The sequence below is a fragment of the Sphingomonas sp. dw_22 genome (genome assembly GCF_018449795.1).
Classification (GTDB): Bacteria; Pseudomonadota; Alphaproteobacteria; order Sphingomonadales; family Sphingomonadaceae; genus Sphingomonas.
Window position 1 is genome coordinate 1 of the sequence record NZ_JAAVVE010000018.1, and the last position, 21,526, is coordinate 21,526.

At 68.1% G+C, this 21,526-nt stretch carries 17 protein-coding genes; 7 read left to right on the forward strand and 10 right to left on the reverse strand.

From position 1 onward, the window contains the following. The 5 genes from HB724_RS10115 to HB724_RS10135 form a co-directional block, all read left to right on the forward strand. On the forward strand, positions 1–2,496 hold a 2,496-nt coding region (locus HB724_RS10115; RefSeq protein WP_213980807.1), incomplete at its 5' end, for a TonB-dependent receptor. Positions 2,497–2,573: 77 nt separating this feature from the next. Continuing rightward, the gene (locus tag HB724_RS10120) at positions 2,574–4,733 is read left to right on the forward strand and encodes an acetylxylan esterase (RefSeq protein WP_213980808.1); all 2,160 of its coding nucleotides are present in this window, start codon (positions 2,574–2,576) and stop codon (positions 4,731–4,733) included. A 187-nt stretch (positions 4,734–4,920) separates the two neighbouring features. Further along, positions 4,921–5,763: an aldolase/citrate lyase family protein gene (locus HB724_RS10125; RefSeq protein ID WP_213980809.1), complete on the forward strand. Its 843-nt coding sequence runs from the start codon at positions 4,921–4,923 to the stop codon at positions 5,761–5,763. Positions 5,764–5,794: 31 nt separating this feature from the next. Next, positions 5,795–7,006: a CaiB/BaiF CoA-transferase family protein gene (locus HB724_RS10130; protein WP_213980810.1), complete on the forward strand. Its 1,212-nt coding sequence runs from the start codon at positions 5,795–5,797 to the stop codon at positions 7,004–7,006. Positions 7,007–7,056: 50 nt separating this feature from the next. After that, positions 7,057–8,076: a LacI family DNA-binding transcriptional regulator gene (locus HB724_RS10135; protein WP_213980811.1), complete on the forward strand. Its 1,020-nt coding sequence runs from the start codon at positions 7,057–7,059 to the stop codon at positions 8,074–8,076. Here HB724_RS10135 and paoC read toward each other — a convergent pair whose 3' ends face one another. From paoC to paoA, 3 genes are read right to left on the reverse strand one after another with little or no spacing between them, the layout of a single operon-like run. Beyond that, complete coding sequence (gene paoC / locus HB724_RS10140; RefSeq protein ID WP_213980812.1) at positions 8,077–10,272, reverse strand: aldehyde oxidoreductase molybdenum-binding subunit PaoC; 2,196 nt, start codon at positions 10,270–10,272, stop codon at positions 8,077–8,079. A gap of 3 nt (positions 10,273–10,275) precedes the next feature. Next, entirely contained in the window at positions 10,276–11,226 is a 951-nt protein-coding gene (locus HB724_RS10145) for a xanthine dehydrogenase family protein subunit M (RefSeq protein WP_213980813.1), read from the reverse strand. Beyond that, positions 11,223–11,861, reverse strand: coding sequence for an aldehyde dehydrogenase iron-sulfur subunit PaoA (gene paoA, locus HB724_RS10150; RefSeq protein WP_213980814.1), 639 nt, complete (start codon positions 11,859–11,861; stop codon positions 11,223–11,225). Before paoA ends, HB724_RS10145 begins: the two co-directional genes overlap by 4 nt. A gap of 168 nt (positions 11,862–12,029) precedes the next feature. On the opposite strand from paoA, the gene HB724_RS10155 reads away from it, so the two are divergent. Next, positions 12,030–13,907 (forward strand): ABC-F family ATP-binding cassette domain-containing protein, encoded by a 1,878-nt coding sequence (locus HB724_RS10155; protein ID WP_213980815.1) that lies wholly within the window; start codon positions 12,030–12,032, stop codon positions 13,905–13,907. Here HB724_RS10155 and HB724_RS10160 read toward each other — a convergent pair. Further along, on the reverse strand, positions 13,904–15,394 hold the full coding sequence (locus HB724_RS10160) for an FAD-dependent oxidoreductase (RefSeq protein WP_213980816.1): 1,491 nt from the start codon (positions 15,392–15,394) through the stop codon (positions 13,904–13,906). The genes HB724_RS10155 and HB724_RS10160 overlap by 4 nt on opposite strands. 63 nt (positions 15,395–15,457) lie before the next feature. Here HB724_RS10160 and HB724_RS10165 point away from each other — a divergent pair, with 63 nt between their 5' ends. Then, positions 15,458–15,940 carry a MarR family transcriptional regulator gene (locus HB724_RS10165; RefSeq protein WP_346344711.1) on the forward strand — a complete coding sequence of 161 codons (483 nt, stop codon included), beginning with the start codon at positions 15,458–15,460 and terminating at the stop codon, positions 15,938–15,940. On the opposite strand, the gene HB724_RS10170 is transcribed toward HB724_RS10165, so the two are convergent. From HB724_RS10170 to HB724_RS10195, 6 genes are read right to left on the reverse strand one after another with little or no spacing between them, the layout of a single operon-like run. Next, positions 15,905–16,363, reverse strand: a complete 459-nt coding sequence (locus tag HB724_RS10170; RefSeq protein WP_213980817.1) for a YaiI/YqxD family protein — start codon at positions 16,361–16,363, stop codon at positions 15,905–15,907. The genes HB724_RS10165 and HB724_RS10170 overlap by 36 nt on opposite strands. Then, positions 16,363–18,090, reverse strand: coding sequence for a DEAD/DEAH box helicase (locus HB724_RS10175; protein WP_213980818.1), 1,728 nt, complete (start codon positions 18,088–18,090; stop codon positions 16,363–16,365). The genes HB724_RS10170 and HB724_RS10175 overlap by 1 nt, the downstream gene beginning before the upstream one ends. A gap of 49 nt (positions 18,091–18,139) precedes the next feature. Beyond that, positions 18,140–18,403: a hypothetical protein gene (locus HB724_RS10180; protein WP_213980819.1), complete on the reverse strand. Its 264-nt coding sequence runs from the start codon at positions 18,401–18,403 to the stop codon at positions 18,140–18,142. Next, positions 18,404–19,579, reverse strand: a complete 1,176-nt coding sequence (nagA, locus tag HB724_RS10185) for an N-acetylglucosamine-6-phosphate deacetylase (protein ID WP_213980820.1) — start codon at positions 19,577–19,579, stop codon at positions 18,404–18,406. It abuts the gene before it with no gap. Further along, positions 19,579–20,610 carry an SIS domain-containing protein gene (locus HB724_RS10190; protein WP_213980821.1) on the reverse strand — a complete coding sequence of 344 codons (1,032 nt, stop codon included), beginning with the start codon at positions 20,608–20,610 and terminating at the stop codon, positions 19,579–19,581. The genes nagA and HB724_RS10190 overlap by 1 nt, the downstream gene beginning before the upstream one ends. Positions 20,611–20,614: 4 nt before the next feature. After that, entirely contained in the window at positions 20,615–21,358 is a 744-nt protein-coding gene (locus HB724_RS10195; RefSeq protein WP_213980822.1) for a GntR family transcriptional regulator, read from the reverse strand. Positions 21,359–21,526: the final 168 nt, after the last annotated feature.

Below are 21,526 nucleotides of genomic sequence, written 5' to 3' on the forward strand. Positions count from 1 at the left end.
ACGTTGCTGCGCGGTGTCGCGCCCACCGGCACGAATGTGATCGGTGTCGACCGTGCCTCGATCGAGAAGAGCGGCGTCGTTTCCTCGAACGATCTGCTGGCGGACATTCCCCAGGTCGCGAACCTGTTCAACACGATCCCGAAGGGCGGTTCGGACGCGGGCCTGCCGCTGGTGCGCCCCAATATCCGCGGCCTGGGCGGCTCGGGCAGCAACACGACGCTGGTGCTGCTGAACGGCCATCGGCTGGTGAGCGTCGGCGTGACGGTGACGACGCCCGACGTCTCGGTGATCCCGCCCGGCGTGATCGAGCGCGTCGAGATCGTGCCGGACGGCGGCTCGGCCACCTATGGCTCGGATGCGATCGGCGGCGTCATCAACTTCATCACGCGCACCCGGTTCGACGGGGTCGAGGCGGATGCCCGCTACGGCTTCGCCGACGGTTACGATACGATCGACGCGAACCTGACCGTCGGCAAGGATTGGGGCTCGGGCTCGATCTTCGCTTCCTATGCCTATGACTGGCACAACAACATCCTCGGTTCCGAGCGCGACTATGTGACCCAACTCTCGAAGGACGGCGTCGATTCGCGCAGCACCTCGTGCATGCCGGGCAACGTCACTGCGAACGGCATCAACTATCCGCTGCCGGGCCTGACCGCGGGGCCGTTGAACCGCTGCGACCTGGGCGAGACCACCGACTATTATCCGCGCGAGACGCGGCACTCGGTGTTCGTCGGCTTCGTGCAGGATCTGAGCGATCGTGCGACGCTGAACATCTCCGGCTATTGGTCGCGCCGGCAGACCGACAACGTCGTCAACCAGACGACGGGCTCGGGTGTCATCACATCCGCGAATCCCTATTTCCGCCCGATCGCCGGCGAGACGCAGCAGACCGTGGCGTTCGGTTTCGAGCCAGCCTTCGGCGCCTATCGCCACGTCAATCCGCAACTGGATTCCTGGGGCATCACGCCCACGCTGACCTACAAGCTGGGCTCGCGCTGGCAGGTGCGTGCCGAGGGTAATTACGGACGCAGCGCGACGGTGGTGTACGATCACCAGCTCAACCAGCTCGCGATCAACGATGCGCTCGCCGGCACGACGACCGCCACCGCGCTCAATCCCTATGACGTAACCGCGAGCGCGCCCGCCGTGCTCGCCAATCTGGGCGACTTCATCAACTATGCCCATGCGAACCAGGAGCTTGCCGATGGGCGCGTGATCCTGGACGGCCCGTTGTTCGCCTTGCCGGGCGGCGACGTGCAGCTCGCGGTCGGCGGCGAGTTCCGCCACGACGTGCTCGACGGCTCGACCTATATCGGCCCTGTCGTCGGCAGCGGCCAGCGGACCAGCTCGCACAGCCGCACGACGCGCAACATCACTTCGTTCTTCGGCGAACTCCATGTGCCCATCATCGGCCCGGAGAACAGCATGCCCGGCCTTCGGGCGCTCGAGCTGTCGGGTTCGCTGCGCTATGACGATTACAACGACGTGGGCGGCACGACCAATCCGAAGATCGGCGCGACCTACAAGCCGTTCGACAGCGTCACCATCCGCGGCAACTGGGGTACCTCGTTCAACGCCCCCAGCATGGCGGACAGCACCAACACGGTCGATCTGCGCGCGCAGATCTTCGCCAACAGCAGTTGGCTGGTACCGGACGGCACGGCGGCGGATCGGGGGCGGACGACCGTGCTCTATGCCGGCGGCTTCTCCGAGCTGCAGCCGGAGAAGGCGGACACCTGGTCGGCGGGTGCCGACTGGAAGCCCGAATTCGCTCCAGGCCTGACGCTGAGCGCGACCTATTTCAACGTCCATTACAGCAACCAGATCGGCCTCGCGCCCTTTTCGTCGCCGAACCTGTTCTCGGATCCCAGCTACGCCGATTTCTACATCCTCAATCCCACCCAGGCGCAGCTCGAATCGATCTTCAACGGCGTCCGTCTCGATGGCACCACGAGCATCGCCTCGCTGTATGAGAACGGGAAGTCGCCCTATCTCTATGTCGATGCCCGCCGGCACAATTTCGCGACGGTCGATATCGACGGAATCGATTTCAACCTGAACTATGTGCAGCGGACCGGCTTCGGGTCCGTCAATTTCAACTTCGGCGGCACCAACATGCTCAATCGCCATACCAAGGCGAATGCGAATGCGGTCGAAGTCGACAATCTGGCGAACGGCACCCGCCGCCTGAGCTTCATCGGCGCGATCGGCGCGACCGCAGGCCCGATCTCCGGCCAGGTCCGCTACAATTACGGCGGCGGCTATCCGATCCTGGGCGTAGCCGATCAGGACCGGATCGAATCGTTCCAGACGGTGGCGCTGAACCTCGCTTACTCGCTGGACGGGCCGGGCGCGCTGTCGGGGCTTCAGTTCTCGCTGAACGTCGACAATCTGTTCGACACCGATCCGCCGTATATCAACCGCTCTCCCGGCTATGCGAACGGCTCGACGTTCGGCCGGCTGGTCACCCTGGGCGTCAAGAAGAAGTTCTGACGCTGCGATGCGCCGCCGGCTACCCTGCCATGGGTAGCCGGCGGACATGCGTTTTGGATTTACGAGAGGATTAGGCGATGCGACGACATTTCCTGCGCGCGGTGGCGATCGGCGCTCTCCTGGCCGGCGGCACCGCGCAGGCGCAAACCCAGCCCAAGCCACCCGCACCCGGCATGCCCCCGGGGGACGAGGGGCTGACGCGGAGTCCGCTCAGCGAATCCTTCGTCGCGCTTGCCTATCCCGCGCTCAGCAAGCGTGTCGTCGAGATCGAGGCGCTTCGCACGGCCGAGGATGTCCGCGCCCGCCAGCGGCGGGTCCGCCAGCGCATCCTGGACCGCATCGGCGGCCTGCCGGATCGCGCGAACCCGCTCAACGCCCGCGTTACGCGCAAGTCCGAAGGCGAGGGTTTTCGCGAAGAGAATCTGGTGTTCGACAGCCTGCCGGGCATGCGGGTGACGGCCAATCTCTATCTGCCCGCGACGGGTGCGAAGGCGCCGGCGATCGTCGCCTTTCCAGGCCATGGCCCCTGGGGCAAGCTGGCCTACCACTTCTTCGGCATATCGATGGCGCGCGAGGGGATCGCGGTGCTCTCGATCGATCTGCCGGGCGAGGGCGAGCGCGTCCAATATGTCGATCCTGCCACCGGCCAGTCGCGCGTCGGTCCTTCGACCAGCGAGCATGGCATGGATGCCTTCGCGGTGATGGCGGGCGGCGATCACGTGGCGCGCTATTTCGTCAACGACGGGATGCGCGCGATCGACTATCTCGCCAGCCGCGCGGATATCGATGCTTCGAAGATCGGCGTGTTCGGCTGCTCGGGCGGCGGCACGGTCGCGGCCTATGTCGGCGGGCTTGACACGCGCGTGAAGGCGACCGCGGTCGCCTGCTACATGAACGATTTCGCGCACCTCCTGCCGGTGCAGGGCCCGCAGGAGGCCGAGCAGACCATCCCCGGCTTCATCCCGGACGGGCTGGATCTGCCCGACTGGATGGAGCTGGCCGCGCCCAATCCCTATGCGATCGTCTCCACCTACGACGACATGTTTCCCTATACGGGTGCGCGGGCGGCGTATCAGGAGGGGCGGCAGTTCTGGGGGCTGCTGGGCGCGTCGGGCAAGCTGAGCTGGATCACCGGCCCCGGCGGCCACGGCAATATCGCGCCGCTTCAGGGGCAGATCGCGGCGTTCTTTCATGATACGCTGGGTGGCGTGCCGGGGCCGTCCTTTCCCGCGCCGCCCTTCCGCGCGACCGACGAATGGCGCGCCAGGCTGCAAGTGACGGAAAGCGGGCAGGTCTCCACCGCGCCGGGCGGCAGCGCGACGATCCAGTCGGCCAATGCGGCGCGGGCGCTGAAGCTGGCGGCGAAGCCCGCGGTCGTGACCGATGCCGAACAGGCGGCGGCGCTGAACGCGAAGCTTGCGGCCGTTGCCCGCGAGGTGGCCGCGATTCAGGTGATCCCGGGAGGCACGCCGCAGGTCGATATGGGTGACCTGGCGCTGGATCAGGGCTTCCTGGTGCGGAAGCTGAGCTTCCAGTCCTTCCTCGGCCTGCTTCCCGCGGCGCTCGTCCAGGGCACGCCGGATTCGCAAGGCCCGGTGATGCTGCTGATGGAGGCGGATGCGCTCGATCCGGTTTCCGCCACTGTGCGGAAGCTGGCCGGTGCCGGCTGGCGCGTGCTGGTGATCCAGGCGCGCGGGGCCGAGGGCATCCAGCGCGGCGAGGACGACATGATCGGCGATCAGAACCGCATGGCGCTGCGTGCCTTCGTGGTCGGCCGCACGCTGCCGGGCATCCGTGCCGACGACCTGATCGCCGCGCTCGACTGGCTCCAGTCCAAGGGGATGAACGACGTATCGCTGGTGGCGATCGGCAGTGCGACCGTGCCGGCCGCGCATGTCGCGCTGCTCGACGGTCGCGTCCATACCCTGGTGCTCGAAAAGGGGCTGGCTTCGTGGCGCAACGCCGTCTCGTTGCCGATGCAGCAGGATCTGCCGCCGAACACCATCCCGGGGGCGCTGCGGCACTATGACCTTCCGGATCTCATCACCGCCACCCGTGCCTGCAAGGTCGTGATCCTGGATCCCGCCGACGGCATGGGCGCCGCGCTCGGCAAGGCGGATATCGACAGCATCTATGCCCAGCCGCTGGCGTGGCTGAACCACGGCCGAAGCGGCCGGTTGCAGCTTCTGTCCGGCGGCGGCGATCTTGCGGCGGGCGCGCTGGAATGCCCGCGATGACCGTCATCCGGTGGCGGGCTTGACGATCGGCCCGCGCCGCAAACCTATCCTCTCCTGGGCATGGGCCGATACCGGTCCATGCCCATTTTTTGGCCGGGAGAGTTGAGTGCGCAGCCATGGCGGCAATAGTTGCCAGCCTGGCCCGGCGATGCGATGGCGTGAGCGTCGTTCGATCCCGGAGCCGTTCGTGAAGCTCAGATCCCTGCTATTCGTCCCCGGCGACCGGCCGGAACGCTTCGCCAAGGCCGAGGCGAGCGGGGCCGACGCGCTGATCCTCGACCTGGAGGATTCGGTCGCGGCGGAGAAGAAGCCCGAAGCGCGCGCGGCGATCTCGGAATGGCTGTCGGGCGAGCGGCGGGTGCCGTGTTTCGTCCGGGTCAATCCGCTCGACGGTGAACAGATCCGTGCCGATCTCGATGCGGTGCTGGGTGCGGGGCCTGACGGGATCGTACTGCCCAAGGCGGAAGGCGCGGCTTCGGTGCACCGGCTCGTCGAGATGGCGGGTGGGAATTGCCCGCCGATCCTGCCGATCGCCAGCGAGACGCCGGCGGCGATATTCCAGCTTGGCACCTATGCCGATGTCGCCGCGCATCTGGCCGGCGTGACCTGGGGCGCGGAGGATCTGCCCGCCGCGATCGGCGCGGCCACTTCGCGCAATCCGGACGGCAGCTATACCGCGCCCTATGAGATGGTCCGCGCGCTCGCTTTGTTCGGCGCGCATGCCGCGGGCGTGGCGGCGATCGAGACTGTCTATCCCGACATCGCCGATGCCGAGGGGCTTGCCGCTTATGTCGCGCGGGGGCAGCGCGACGGCTTCACCGGCATGATGGCGATCCATCCGACGCAGGTCGCCGCGATCAATGCGGGCTTCACGCCGAGCGAGGCGCAGATCGCGCATGCCCGCGCGGTGGTGCGGGCATTCGCCGACAACCCTGGGGCGGGCGCGCTCAAGCTCGACGGCAGGATGATCGACCAGCCGCACCTGAAGCAGGCGCGCGCGCTGCTGGTGCGGGCCGGCTTGCCGATTTGACCCGCCGCGCGCCGCGAACCTAGAAGACGCGATGACCAATTCGGATACCCCGCGCGCCGCACCCTTGGCCGGACGGCGCGTGCTCGATCTCTCGCGGGTGCTGGCCGGACCCTGGTGCACGATGATCCTGGCCGATCTCGGCGCCGAAGTCGTCAAGGTGGAGAATCCGAACGGCGGCGACGATACCCGCCATTGGGGGCCGCCCTATGTCGGCGGCGAAGCGGCCTATTACCTCTGCGCCAACCGCAACAAGCAGAGCATCGCGATCGACCTCGCCAGTCCGGAAGGACAGGCGATCGTGCGCGAACTGGCCGCGCGCGCGGACGTGGTGGTGGAGAACTATAAATTGGGCGGGCTGGACCGGTTCGGGCTCGATTATGCGTCGCTGGCGGCGATCAACCCGGCGCTGATCTATTGCTCCATCTCGGGTTATGGCCGCAGCTCGCCGATCGCGGAGCGGCCGGGCTATGATTATATGATCCAGGCCGAGGGGGGGCTGATGGCCGTCACCGGCCCGGTGGACGGCGAGCCGATGAAGGTCGGCGTCGCGGTGGTGGATCTCTACACCGGCATGGCGGCGGCGCAGGCGATCCTGGCCGCGCTGATCGCGCGCGATCGCGACGGGCTGGGCCAGCATATCGACATGGCGCTTTACGACTGCCAACTCGCGATGATGGCAAATGTCGGTGCGGCCTATCTCGCGTCGGGCAATGAGCCGAAACGCTATGGCAATGGCCATCCGGCGATCGTGCCCTATCAGACCTTCGAGACGCGTGACGGGCGGGTGGTGATCGCGGTGGGCAACGACCGGCAGTTCGCCGGCCTGTGCGGACTGATGGGCAGGCCGGAGATCGCCGCCGACGAACGGTTCGCGCGCAATTCGGCGCGGGTGGAAAATCGCGATGCGCTGCTTGCCCTGTTGCAGCCGCTGATCGCCGAGCGCTCGACCGAAGCCTGGCTGGAGGGGCTGCGCGGCGCGGGGATACCCGGTGGCGAGGTGCGCGGCGTGGGAGCCGCGCTCCAGGCGCCGGAGACCCGCGCGCGTGACATGGTGCGGACGGTGCCGCATCCGACCGCGGGCGAGGTGGCGCTGGTGGGGTCGCCGCTCAAGCTCTCGGGCACGCCGGTCGTGGAGCCGGTTGCGCCGCCGCTGCTGGGGCAGGACGGCGACGCGGTGCTCGCCACACTGGGCTATACGGCGGAGCAGATCGCTGCCTTGCGCGCGCAGGGGGCGATTGGCTGAGCTTCGTCGCCGCGCTGGCATAGCAGCGCTTCCGCGGGCATAGCAGGACCATGCCGGCGACGATCTGGGACGTGGCGAACGAAGTGGGGGTTTCGATCCGCACGGTTTCGCGCGTCCTGAACGATTCCCCTTTCGTGAACGAAAAGACGCGGACCAGCGTGAAGGCGGCGATCGAGCGGCTTGGCTTCTCGCCCAATTCGCGGGCGCGGGCGCTGGCATCCAGCCGCTCCAATCTGATCGGGCTGATCCACGAAGAAGTGAACGCGGCGGTGCTCGATCAGATGCAGCGCGGCATCATCGACGTATGCGCACCCCGCCATGTCGAGCTGGTGATCCACCCCTCCAGCGGCGCATCGCCTACGGTGCTGGAGGATGTCGAGGCGTTCCTGCGGCGGTCGCGCGTGGACGGCGTGGTGGTGGGACCGCCGATGGCCGAAGTGAAGGGGTTGCCCGAACTGCTCGAGCGGCTCGGCGTTCCCGCGATCGGCGCGGCGGCGATGGCGCTTTCGGGCTATGACGGCAGCTTCCGGTACGAAGAGCGCGCGGCGACCGCGCAGATCGCGCGGCTTTTGCTCGACCTCGGCCATCGCCGGATCGGGCTGGTGCGGGGGCCGGAGCGCTATCGCTCGGCGCACGAGCGGGCAGAGGGATTTTGCGGCGAGCTGGTGCGCGCGGGCGTAACGATCGCGCCGCACCATATCGGCGCCGGCAATTACGGCTTCGTCTCGGGGATCGAGGCGGCACTGCCGATCCTTGCCACGCCCGATCGGCCGACGGCGATCTTCGCGAGCAACGATTATATGGCCGCCGGGGTGATGAAGGCGGCGGCGCTGAGCGGCATTTCGGTGCCCGCCCAGCTATCGGTGGTGGGGTTCGACGACAGCGAGATGGCGACGATGCTGCATCCTTCGCTCACCACCGTGCGCCGGCCCGTGCGCGAGCTGGCGCGACGGATGACCGAGCGGCTGTTCGATGCGATCGCGGCGCCCGCCGGGACGCGTGGGCATGGAACCCCGCTTCCTGTCCCGCTGGAATTGGTCGCCCGCGAATCGACCCGGCCGCCGGCCTGATCATGCCATCGGCGGCAGCCGGTCGATGAGCTTGTCCAGCGTGATCGGATAGGCGCGCACGCGGACGCCGGTGGCGTTGTAGATCGCGTTCGCCACCGCCGCACCGACGCCGCAGATGCCCAGCTCGCCCACGCCCTTGGCCTTCATCGGCGAGGTGGTGGGATCGGTCTCCTCTAGGAAGATCACTTCCTGGTGCGGGATGTCGGCATGGACCGGCACTTCATAGCCGGCGAGATCGTGGTTGACGAAGAAGCCGAAGCGCTTGTCGACCGCCAGTTCCTCCATCAGCGCGGCGCCGGCGCCCATCGTCATCGCGCCGATCACCTGGCTGCGCGCGGACTTGGGGTTGAGGATGCGCCCCGCCGCGCAGATCGCGAGCATGCGGCGGATGCGGATTTCGGCGGTCGCGGCATCGACGCCGACCTCGACGAAATGCGCGCCGAAGGTCGATTGCTGGTACTTCTTCGCCAGGTCGCCATATTCCATGATATCCTCGGCGACGAGGCCATCCGGCCCGGCGGCCTTGGCGAGCGGCACGCTGCGATTGCCCGAACGGACCTTGCCGTTCGCGAACACCGTATCGGCCGAGTTGAAGCCCAGCCTGGCGGCGACTGCCTCGCGCAGTTTCACGCAGGCGGCATAGACGCCCGCCGTCGCGCTGTTCGCGCCCCATTGGCCGCCCGAGCCCGCCGAGATCGGGAAATCCGAATCGCCGAGCTTCACCACCACCTTTTCGAGCGGCACGCCCATCATCTCGGCGGCTGTCTGGGCGACGATCGTGTAGGTGCCGGTGCCGATATCGGTCATGTCGGTTTCGACCGTGACCAGTCCGTCACCGTCGAGCTTCACGCGGGCGGCCGACTTCATGTTGATGTTGTTGCGGAAGGCGGCGGCAACGCCCATGCCGACCAGCCAGCGGCCGTCGCGTAGTCCCGCGGGCCTGGTGCGCCTGGCCCAGCCGAATTTGTCCGCGCCGATCCTCAGGCACTCGTTGAGCTGGCGCTGGGAAAAGGGGCGTTCGGGCTTTGCGGGATCGACCTGGGTGTCGTTGAGCACGCGGAAGGCGATCGGATCGAGCTCGAGCTTCTCCGCCGCCTCGTCCATCGCGATTTCCAGCGCCATCAGGCCGGGAGCTTCACCCGGCGCGCGCATCGCATTGCCTTCGGGCAGGTCGAGCACTGCGAGGCGCATCGCGGTCAGGCGATTGGCGCCGGCATAGAGCAGCTTCGTCTGGTTGACCGCGGTCTCGGGGCCGCCGCCGGGCAGATCGCCCGACCAGCTCTCATGGCCGATCGCGGTGATCCTGCCGTCCGCCGTCGTGCCGATGCGGATGCGCTGGATCGTCGCGGGGCGATGCGGCGTGTTATTGAACATGAAGGGGCGGGGGAGGGCGACCTTCACCGGCCGCCCCGCCGCCCTGGCGCCCAACGCTGCCAGGATCGCATCGGTACGGACGAACAGCTTGCCGCCGAAACCGCCGCCGATGAAGGGCGACACCAGCCGCACATTCTCCGCGGGGATGCCGAGCGTCTTGGCGACGTCGCCCTTGCCCCAGGCGATCATCTGGTTGGCGGTCCACACCGTCAGCCTGTCGCCTTCCCAGGCGGCGATCGAGGCGTGCGGCTCCATCATCGCATGGGCATGGTCGGGCGTGGAATAAGTCGCGTCGAACTGCACCGGCGCGGCGGCAAAGGCGCCGGCGAAATCGCCGACCTTGCTGTCCTTGTCGCCGCCGCCCGGTTCGGTCGCGGTATCGCGTGCGGTGGCGAGATCGAAGCTGCCCTTGGCGCGGGCATAGTCGACGCGGATCAGCGAAGCGGCGGCGCGGGCCTGCTCGAAGCTCTCCGCCACCACCATGGCGATCGCCTGGTGATAATGCTGGATCTCGGGGCCGCCGAGCAGGTTCGCGGTGTTGAAATTGCCCTTGGTCAGCTTGCCGGCATTGTCCGCGGTGACGATCGCCAGCACGCCGGGCGCAGCCTTGGCATCGGCGAGGCCGATCGAGGCGATGCGCCCCTTCGCGATGGCCGAACCGAGGATATAGCCATAGGCGGCGTTGGGCGCGACGTCGTGATGCTCATAGGCATAGGTTGCGGTGCCGGTGGTCTTGCGCGGGCCGTCGATCCGGTCGTGCGCCTTGCCGATGACCTTGAGCTGGTCGATCGGATTGGTGGTGGCGGGGGTATCGAACTTCATGGCTCAGGCCCTCGCTTCGGCGAGCACCGAACCGAGCGTGCGCTCGGCCAGTGTCAGCTTGAATGCATTCTCATGGCTGGGCTGCGCACCGGCGAGCAGCACATCGGCGGTGGCCTTGGCGCCCTTGGGCAGTTGCGCCTCGGCCGCCTCGATGCGCCACGGCTTGTGGGCGACGCCGCCCAGCGCCACGCGGCCGCTGCCGTCGCGCTGGACGACCGCGGCGACCGAGACCAGCGCAAAGGCATAGGAGGCGCGGTCGCGCACCTTCTGGTAGAAATGCCTGCCGCCGATCGGCTTGGGCAAAGTGACAGCGGTGATCAGCTCGCCGGGGGCGAGGCTGTTCTCGATATGCGGCGTGTCGCCGGGCAGGGTGTGGAACTCGGCGATCGGGATCGCGCGGGCCGAGCCGTCGGGCTTCACCGTCTCGACGCTCGCATCGAGCAGGCGCATCGCCACCGCCATGTCGCTGGGATGGGTGGCGATGCAGGCGTCGCTGACGCCGATCACCCCCAGGCTGCGACTCACCCCCCCGATCGCCGCGCAGCCGCTGCCGGGCTTGCGCTTGTTGCACGGCTGGTTGGTGTCGTAGAAATAGGGGCAGCGGGTGCGCTGGAGCAGGTTGCCCGCGGTCGTCGCCTTGTTGCGGAGCTGACCCGAGGCGCCCGCCAGCAGCGCGCGGGAGAGCACCGCATAGTCCTTGCGCACGCGCCTGTCGGCGGCGAGATCGGTGTTGCGGACCAGCGCGCCGATGCGCAGGCCGCCCTCCGGCGTCGCCTCGATCGTGTCGAGCTTGAGGGCGTTGACGTCGACCAGGTGCGTCGGCGTCTCGATCTGGAGCTTCATCAGGTCGAGCAGATTGGTGCCGCCGGCGATGAAGCGGGCGCCCTGGGTGCGCGCGACGATCGCCGCGGCCTCTGCGGGGGTGCGGGCGCGTTCGTAGCTGAAGCTCTTCATGCCTTTGCTCCCGCGACTTCCCGGATGGCTTCGACGATGTTCGAATAGGCGCCGCAGCGGCAGATATTACCGCTCATCCGCTCGCGGATCTCGGCGGCGGTCATCTGCGGTTTCGCATCGAGATCGGCGCTGACATGGCTGGGGACGCCGCGCTTGATTTCGTCGATCACCGATACCGCGGAGCAAATCTGGCCCGGCGTGCAATAGCCGCATTGATAGCCGTCATGCTTAACGAAGGCGACCTGCATCGCGTGCATGTCGCCGGGCGTGCCGAGGCCCTCGATCGTGGTGATCTCTTCGCCTTCGTGCATCACCGCGAGGCTGAGGCAGGAATTGATCCGGCGGCCGTCGACGATCACCGTGCAGGCGCCGCACTGGCCGTGGTCGCAGCCCTTCTTGGTGCCGGTGAGGTGGAGATGCTCGCGCAGCGCGTCGAGCAGGGAGGTGCGCGTGTCGAGCTCCAGCGCGCGGGGCTCGCCGTTCACCGTGAACGCGACCTTGTGCATCGGCGGGGGCGCCTCCTGCAAGGGAACGGGTTCGGCGGCGACGGTGGGCGCCACCGTGACGGCCATCGAAGCGGCGCCGCTGATCAGCACGCCCCGCCTCGAAATGTCGAATTCGCCTGGTCTGTCCATTTGCGGTGCTCCGGATCGCACGCTGGGATGCGTAGCTTAATTGCGGGAGACGGATGGAGTTCCCTGATCCATCGTTTCGCTGGCGAAAATTCTAGCGTGTTGATCGCCGCCTGTCTCCCCCTGCATTGCGGAGTTGGGATCGGGCCCGACTGGTGCTAGCGGGCGCGCATGCTCAATCTTGCCGACATTACCGTCCGCATCGGCGGACGGACCATCATCGACGACGCCAGCGCCAAATTGCCGCCCAGGAGCCGCGTGGGCCTGATCGGCCGCAACGGCGCGGGCAAGACGACTCTGGTGCGCGTCATCACCGGGCTGCTCGATGCCGATGGCGGCGACGTGCAGATGCCGCGCGGCAGCAAGATCGGCTATATCGCGCAGGAAGCGCCGAGCGGCAGCGCTACGCCCTTCGAAACGGTGCTGGCCGCCGATATCGAGCGCGCCGCGCTGCTGGAGGAGGCCGAGCACAGCCATGATCCGGACCGACTCGGCGAAGTGCATGAGCGGCTGAACGCGATCGAAGCGCATTCGGCGCCGGCGCGGGCGGCGCGAATCCTGGTCGGCCTGGGCTTCGACGAAGAGGCACAGCATCGCTCGCTGGAGAGCTTTTCGGGCGGCTGGCGGATGCGCGTGGCGCTGGCCTCGCTGCTCTTTTCCGCGCCGGACGTGCTGGTGCTCGACGAACCTTCGAACCACCTCGATCTCGAAGCGGTGCTGTGGCTGGAGGATTTCCTGCAATCCTATTCGGCGACGATCCTGCTGGTCAGCCACGAGCGCGATTTCCTCAACAATGTCGTCGATCACATCCTGCATCTCGATCGCGGCAAGCTGACGCTTTATCCGGGCGGATATGACGCGTTCGAGCGCCAGCGCGCCGAGCGCCAGGCGCAGCTCGCCTCGGCCAAGGCCAAGCAGATGGCCGAGCGCGAGAAATTGCAGGACTATATCGCCCGCAATTCGGCGCGCGCCTCGACCGCCAAGCAGGCGCAGAGCCGACAAAAGGCGCTGGCGCGGATGCAGCCGATCGCCGAGCTGCTCGACGATCCGACGCTGCACTTCGACTTCCCGAATCCGGATGAGCTGCGCCCGCCGCTCATCACGCTCGACATGGCGACGGTGGGCTATGGCGAGACGCCGATCCTCAAGCGGCTGAACTTCCGGCTCGATCCCGACGACCGGGTGGCGCTGCTAGGCCGCAACGGCAACGGCAAGACGACGCTCGCCCGGCTGCTCGCCGCGCAGCTTGCCCCGATGGAGGGCGAGATGACCGCATCGGGCAAGATGAAGGTCGGCTATTTCACCCAGTATCAGGTCGAGGAGCTCGACCGGACCGAGACGCCGCTCCAGCACATGACGGTGCTGATGAAGGGCGCGAGCCAGTCGGCGGTGCGCGCGCAGCTCGGGCGGTTCGGCTTTTCGGGGCCGAAGGCGACGACCGAAGTCGGCAAGCTCTCGGGCGGCGAGCGCGCGCGGCTGGCGCTGGCGCTGATCACCCGCGACGCGCCGCACATGCTGATCCTCGACGAACCGACCAACCATCTGGACGTCGATGCGCGCGAGGCGCTGATCCAGGCGCTCAACGCCTATACCGGCGCGGTGGTGATCGTCAGCCATGATCGGCACATGCTGGAGATGACGGCCGACCGGCTGGTGCTGGTCGACAGCGGCACCGCGAGCGAGTTCGACGGCAGCCTGGACGACTACATCGCCTTCGTGCTGACCAAGGACGCGAGCGATGCGGCCAAGGCCGGCGGCGAAGGCAAGATGAGCAAGAAGGACGCCCGCCGCGCCGCCGCCCAGGCGCGCGAGCAGGGGACTGCGCTGAGGAAGAGGGCCAAGGAGGCCGAGACGGCGCTCGCCAGGCTGACCGAGCAGCGCAGTATGGTGGACCGGGCGATGTTCGATCCCTCGACTGCCGACGCGAGCCTGTCGAAGCTGTCGATGAGCGACCTGATGAAGCGGCGCGCCGAGCTGGAGAGCCAGATCGCGGCGGCCGAGGCGGCGTGGATGGAGGCGAACGAGGCGCTGGAGTCGATCGCGGCTTAGGGCTTGTCCGCCAGATACTCCGCGATTCGCGCGCTTTCGGTCTCGGGGACCAGCGCGCCGACATAGCCGTCCGGGCGGATGAGCAGCAGGTCGCCATCGGCCATGCCGTGGATCCGGCCGAGATGGTCTTCGGCGTCCTGGAACTCCCCGGTCGGGCCGATACGGTGGATGCGCAGTCCCGGGCGTGGCGGCGGCAACGAGCCGGCATCGGTCTCGCGCGCGATCAGCGTCCAGTGCGGCCCTTGCAACAGATCGAACAGTCGCCTGGGCTGGCCGCCCGCGCCCTGAAGCGGCGCATCGGGCGCGCGGTCGCCGGCCGTTACCGGGCCTTGGCGGACAGACGAAGCCAGCGAGAGCGAGGACGCGGGATAGCCGAGATCGAGCTGGTGGACCTCGCGGCCGCGGCGCATGTCGCCCTGTTCCGCCTTTTTGAGCAGGTCGGTGGACAGGCCGAGCATGTCCGCGGCGATCGGGCGGCGCTCTTCCTCATAGGTGTCGAGCAGCGAATCCGGCGCGCCCGCCAGCGCCGCCGCGAGCTTCCAGCCGAGATTATAGGCATCCTGGACGCTGGTGTTGAGGCCCTGGCCGCCGGTGGGCGGATGGATGTGCGCCGCGTCGCCGATCAGGAACACGCGGCCGACACGATAGCGGTCCGCAAGGCGCGCGTTCATGCTGTAGGCCGAGGCCCAGGCGATAGGGCCGACGGTCAGCCCGCTGCCGGGGAAGCGCGCGTCGAGGAATGCCTGGAGGCCGGCGGTGGAGAGATCGACATCGCCTTCGAGCGGAATCGGCGCCTGGAGCTGGAACAGGCCGGTGTGCGGCAGCGGGCAGAGCGAGAATTGGCGGGCCATGTCGCCCTCGTTGAAGCGATGCCAGGCGTCGCGCGTCAGGCCGCTAAGCACCATATCGGCGACGATGGCGCGCACCCCCAGCGTCTTGCCCGGGAAGCCGAGGTTCAGGGTCTGGCGGACGAAGGAGCGCCCGCCGTCGCCGCCGATGAGATAGCGGCAGCGGATCGTCTCGATGCCGTCCGGCCCGGCTACGCGCGCGGTGACGGCATCCGTATCCTGCTCGAATGCCTGCAGCGCGCGGCCATATTCGGGTGCGGACCCAAGCTCGGCGAGCCGCTCGCGCAGGACGGCTTCGGTGCGATACTGGGGGACCATCAGCGGCGTGCGGTAGGGCTCCGCCGCGGTCGGTGGGGCGATGGCGATGATTTGCTCATCTTCATGGCTGCCATCGGCGCGATGCGTGCGCTGCGGCGGATAGGCGCGGCCGACCGCCGCGAGGCGATCGATGATGCCGAGATCCTCGAACACTTCCTGGGTGCGCGGCTGGATGCCCTTGCCGCGCGAGCCGGCGAAGGGGGCATCGAGCTTGTCGATCAGCCGGAACGATACGCCGCGCCGGGCAAAATCGATGGCGAGCGTGAGCCCCGCGGCACCCGCGCCGCAGATCAGGACGCCGATCGTGCCTTGGTCTTCCATATTCCAGCTCCTATGTGTATGATGCACATATCTGGATGGGGATGATCCGTGTCAACGAATAAAGTGCAAAATGCACATATTTCTGCCTGCCTGCCCGAACTGCACCGTTCGCTGATCGATCTCGTGGGCATCATGAACGAGCCGGAGCGCGATGCGGCAATGCTGGAAGCGGCGGGACTGTCGCTCGAACGCGCGCTGTTTCCGCTGATCGTCCTGATCGAGCGGCTGGGGCCGATCGGAGTGGTCGAGCTCGCCGGGCGGGTGGGGCGCGACTATACGACCGTCAGCCGGCAGGTGGCGCGGCTGGAGGAGCTGGGGCTGGTGAGCCGCCGGGCCAGTGCTGCGGACAAGCGGGTGCGCGAGGCGGTGATTACGCCGCAGGGCAAGCTGGCGACCGATGCCGTCGACGCCGCGCGCGAGCGCATGGCGCTGGCGCTGTTCAGCGACTGGAGCCGCGGCGATTTCGATGAACTGGTGCGATTGATGCGGATGCTGGCCGACGGAATGCGCCTAGCGCCGCTTGAGCCCCACCAGCGCGGTGTCTAGCGCCTGCAGGAAGCGCGAGCGATCGGTCTTGGAAAAAGGCGCCGGCCCGCCGAGCTGGTCGCCGCCCGCGCGCAGGTCGGCCATGATCGCGCGAGTGGCGATGGCGCCGCCGATCGAGCTGGTGGTGAAGGGTTTGCCGGTGGGGGCGAGCACCGTGGCGCCGGCCTTCAGGCAGCGATCGGCCAGCAATATGTCGGCGGTGATCGCGATCGTGCGCGCGTCGCTGTTCTCGGCGATCCAGTCGTCGGCGGCGTCGAAGCCGTCGCTCACCACGACGCGGCTCAGCAGCGGATGCTGGGGTACGCGCAGATGACTGTTGCTGACCACGGTCACTGACACCTCATGGCGCCACGCGACCTTGTAGATTTCTTCCTTCACCGGGCACGCATCGGCATCGACGAGGATGCGGACGGGTCCGCGCATCAGGCGCGGGGGCCCTTGGGCGGACCCTTGCGATAGGGCTTGGGCTGGTGGCGCGGCGCCGGACGGCCGGCGTTCGGGCCGTTGCGCTGCGGGGGGCGGGGACCGCGCGGGGGGCCGTCGTCATGCGCCGGCCCCTGCGAGGGCTCGATGCGGACATCGTCCTCGCCATCGGCGGTGCGGGCGAGCGCGGCCTGGAACTTGGCAGCCAGCGCGCGGGGCACCTGGAAGTTGGTCTCGTTCTGGGCGATGCGGATCGCGCCGACCTCGTTCTTGGTGATGTTGCCGCGACGGCAGATCAGCGGCAGGATCCAGCGCGCATCGGCATTCTGGCGGCGGCCGATGTCCAAGCGGAACCAGGCGATGTCCTCGAAACCGGGACGGTGGCGCTCCTGCTGCGCGGCGCGGCGGGCCTCGGGGGATTGGTCGGCCAGTTCCTCGGGCTGCGGCATCGCATTGCGGTGCGCGCGAACGAGCGCGGCGGCGATGTCCTCCGGGCTCTTCTCTGCCATCAGGCGCTCGGCGAGCGTGCGATCCTCGTCGTCGTACTCGACCGGTTCGAGCAAGGCTGCGATCAGGCGCTCGCGATCGCTGGCGCGGATCTGTTCGGGCGTCGGTGCCTCGACCCATTCCGCGTTGATCCGCGCGCCGCGCAGCATCGCCTCGACCCGGCGGCGGCGCGGATAGGGAACGATCAGGACGGCGGTGCCCTTCTTGCCCGCGCGGCCGGTGCGGCCCGAACGGTGCTGAAGCGTTTCGGCGTCGCGCGGCAGCTCGACATGGATGACCAGGGTGAGCGTCGGCAGATCGATGCCGCGCGCGGCGACGTCGGTCGCGACGCAGACTCGGGCGCGGCGGTCGCGTAGCGCCTGGAGCGCGGCGTTGCGTTCGTTCTGGCTATGCTCGCCCGACAGCGCGACCGCGGCGAATCCACGCTCGACCAGGCTGGCGTGGAGATGGCGGACATTGTCGCGCGTGGCGCAGAACAGGATCGCCGTCTCGGCCTCGTAGAGGCGCAGCAGGTTGATGACGGCATGTTCGATGTCGGACGGACTGACGGTGACCGCCTGATAGGCGATGTCGCCATGGCCGCGATCCTCGCCCACGGTCGAGATGCGCAGCGCGTCGTGCTGATAGCGCTTGGCGAGGGCGACGATCGGCTTGGGCATCGTCGCGGAGAAGAGCATCGTGCGGCGCTCTTTCGGCGTCGCGTCGAGGATTTCCTCGAGATCCTCGCGGAAGCCCATGTCGAGCATCTCGTCGGCCTCGTCGAGCACGGCGACGCGCAGCCCCGACAGGTTGAGCGCGCCGCGTTCGAGATGGTCGCGCAGGCGCCCCGGCGTGCCGACGACGATATGCGCGCCATAGCCGAGGTTGCGGCGTTCCTTCGAGGCGTCCATGCCGCCGACGCAGGTGGCGATGCGCGCGCCGGCCGGGCCATAGAGCCAGATCAGCTCGCGGCTAACCTGAAGCGCGAGCTCGCGAGTGGGGGCGATGACGAGCGCAAGCGGCTCACGGCTGGGCGCGACGCGATCGCCGTCGGGGATGAGCTGGGCGGCCATCGCCATGCCGAAGGCGACGGTCTTGCCGGAGCCGGTCTGCGCGGAGACGACCAGGTCGCGGCCGACGGCCTCGGGTTCAAGCACGGCGGCCTGGACCGGAGTGGGAGCCGTATAGCCGCGCGCGGCGAGCGCCTCGGAAAGAAGCGGGGGGAGCTGGGTAAAGGACATGTTTCGCTTAAATGGGGGGTGCGGGTCTGGCCGCAATAAGCTGGCCCCCTTAGCCGCGATTGAGCTTCCACGCCAGCGTTAGATAATCCTCGGCTGCCTTGCGCAGCGCGGGATCCTTTTCGAACGCCTCGGCCGGGGGCGGCGCGGTGCCCAGCGCCTCCATCAGTGACCAGAGCGCGAAGCGGCGGCTGGGCTCGCGTTCGGTGCCGAAATCCACCGCCAGGCGATGATCGCCCGCGGCACGCGCGGCGGGATCGATCGCATCGAGATCGTCGGTGCCGAAATAGTGCAGGAGGAGCGCGTCGAGGTCCATTCAGGCGGAAGCCGTGAAGGGCTGCGCTTGTTCCACGTCCTTGTCGCCGACGCCCGCGATCCAAGTGCCGGCGATCCGGAGCGAATCGTTGAGCGCCACGAAATCGGCGGCCTGGCCGGGTGCGATCCGGCCACGTTCGGTGGTCAGGCGCAGGAGCCTGGCGGGGGAGCGGCTGGCCATGGCGATAGCGGTCGCCAGCGAGACGCCCAGCATCGACACGGCGTTGCGCACCGCCGAGGCCATGTCGAGATTCGAGCCCGCCAGCGTGCCGTCGGCATCGGTGCACATACCCCCGCGCACCAGGATGCGGCGGCCTTGCAGCGTGAACTCGCTCGCATCGCTGCCGACCGAGGGCATGGCGTCGGTCACCAGCATCAGCGATTCGGGCGGCTTGCAGCGCAGCGCCAGCTTGAGCGTGACCGGGCTGACATGATGGCCGTCGACGATGATCCCGGCGATCAGGTCGTCCCGCTCCAGCGCCGCGCCGACCAGGCCGGGCGCGCGCGAGGTGAGCGGGGACATGGCGTTGAACAGGTGCGTGATGCCAGTGAGCCCGGCCCCGGCGGCGGCGATCGCCTGCTCATAGGTGGCGTTGCTGTGGCCTGCCGCGACGATCACGCCGGCATCGACCAGGCGCCGGATCACGTCGGGCGAGGTCTGCTCGGGCGCCAGTGTGACCAGCGTGCGGCCGTGCTTGAGCGAGGTGAGGACGCCCAGGCTCTCCTCGTCGATCCGGCGGATCTTCTCGGGCAGGTGGATGCCGCGCCGGTCGATGTTGAGGAAGGGCCCCTCGATATGGATGCCGAGCACGCCGGGCACGCCCGCTTCGATCGCCGCGTCCACCGCAGCGACGGCGCGGCGAACCACCGAAATATCATCGCTAATGAGAGTCGGTAGCAGGCCGATAGTGCCGAAGCGGCGATGCGCGGCAGCGATCGCGGCGATGCCTTCGATCGTGGGTTCGTCGTTGAACAGCACGCCGCCGCCGCCATTGACCTGGGTATCGATGAAGCCGGGGACGAGCATCCGGCCGGCAAGGTCGTGGCGGACGGCGTTGGCGGGAAGATCGGCGGCCGGCAGGATCGCGGCGATGCGGCCATCCTCGACCAGCACCGCGACATCGTCGCGAAACCCCTCCGCGAGCAGGACGCGGCCATTGACGAAAGCACTGGCCATCAGACGGTCTCGGTCACTTTCGCAAGGCTGGGCGGGCGATCGGGATCGAAGCCGCGTTTGAGCGATAGCGCATTTGCTGCGCGGTAAAAGGCCTGGATCTGCAACATCGGCTCGATCGCGGGATGCGCGGCCGGATGCGGGAGCTGGATCGCGCCGGCGACCGCGCCGCCGCTGACCAGCACTTCGCCGCCCCGCGCGAGGACATCGGCGACCAGCTCGTCCACGCCGTCGGCGGTCTCGTCGCCCTGGCGGAAGACCAGCAAGGGAAAGTCCGGACCGACCAGCGCCATCGGGCCGTGGCGGACCTCGGCGGCGCTGAACGCCTCCGCGTGCAGCCCGCAGGTCTCCTTGAACTTGAGCGCTGCTTCCTGGGCGATGCCGAAGCCGACGCCGCGGCCGATCACATAGAGGCCGCGCGCCTTGTGCAGCCGCTCGACCAGCGGCGACCAATCGCATTCCCATGCCGTGCGCAGCAGGGCGGGGGAGGCAGTTACCGCTGCGAGCAGCTCGGCATCGTCGGCCCAGCGCGTTACGAGATGGAGCAGGCCGGCGAGGCTGGCGATATAGGATTTGGTCGCGGCGACGCTCAGCTCGGGGCCGGCGTGGAGCGGCAGCGTCACGTCCGATTCGGTGGCGAGCGGCGAATCCTCGACATTGACAAGTGCGAGCGTGCGGGCGCCGCCCTGCTTCGCGGCGCGCATGGCGGAAAGGATGTCGGGGCTCTTGCCCGATTGCGAGATGCCGATCGCGAGCATGCCGGAGAAATCGGTGGCGGTGCCGTAGATCGAGGAGACCGAAGGCGCGGCGGAGGTGGTCAGGATGCCGAGGCGCGTCTCGATCAGATATTTGGCGAAGGTCGCGGCATGATCCGAACTGCCGCGCGCGCAGGTGAGCACGCCGCGCACATGCTGCGCGCGCAGATCGGCGGCGAGCGCGGCTACAGCCTCGGCATTGGCCGCAAGCTGGCGCGCGACGGCGTTGGCGGCATCGGCCGCTTCCTGGAACATCCGGGTCGTTTGCGGATCGGCCATCGCTTCAGCCTCGCGTATCCAGTTCGGCGACGAAATCATAGGCGTCGCCGCGATACCAGCTCTGCGTCGCCTCGATCACGCGCCCATCGGAAAGGAATCCACGCCGCTCGATGTAAAGCCCCGGCGCGCCGGCTTCGATCCCGAGCAATTTGGCCTGCTCGGCGTTGAACAGCACCGCGCGCAGCCGCTGGAGCGCCCGCACGGGGCGGTTTCCCGCGGCCTCCAGCGCGGCATAGAGCGAGGAGCCGACCGTCTCGATATCTTCGAAGCCGAAGCCGGGGATCGTCGCATGCTCGAGCGCCATCGCGACATCGTCGGCATAGCGGATGCGATTGAAGCGGAAGACGGCGGCGCCGGGGCTGAGGCCGAGCGTCAGCGCCTCGTCGGGCGTCACCGCGCCTTCGGTGCGGCTCAGCCATTCGCTGCGCACGATGCGCCCGCGCGCGGCCATATCCTCGGAGAAGGAGGAGAGCTTGGCGAACTGCTTCTCGACGCGGCTCGCGACGAAAGTGCCCGCGCCGTGGCGGCGGACCAGCAGTCCCTCGTCGACCAGAGCGTCGAGCGCCTTGCGCAGCGTGATCCGCGAGACGGAGAGGTCCGCGGCAAGGTCGCGCTCGGGCGGCAGCGCCTCATTGGGCTTGAGCACCTGATCGCGCAGCGCCTCGCGCAACGCATCCTCGATCCGCCGATACAGCGGACCGCCACCGGACCCATCCAGGGGTTTTATTCTCTCGGCCAGCAGCGGCATCTCGGCTCCACCATTGGGCGTGTCGTCGCCCGACGCAACACTAATACCAATGGGATACCAGTTGTCAGCTAAAAAATTTCACTCCGCCGTCACATTGTTGAAAGAATCCCTCTTGACGCCTGAATTGGTCTGGCGGATGGTTCAGTTATTGGTACGCAACTGGTAAAG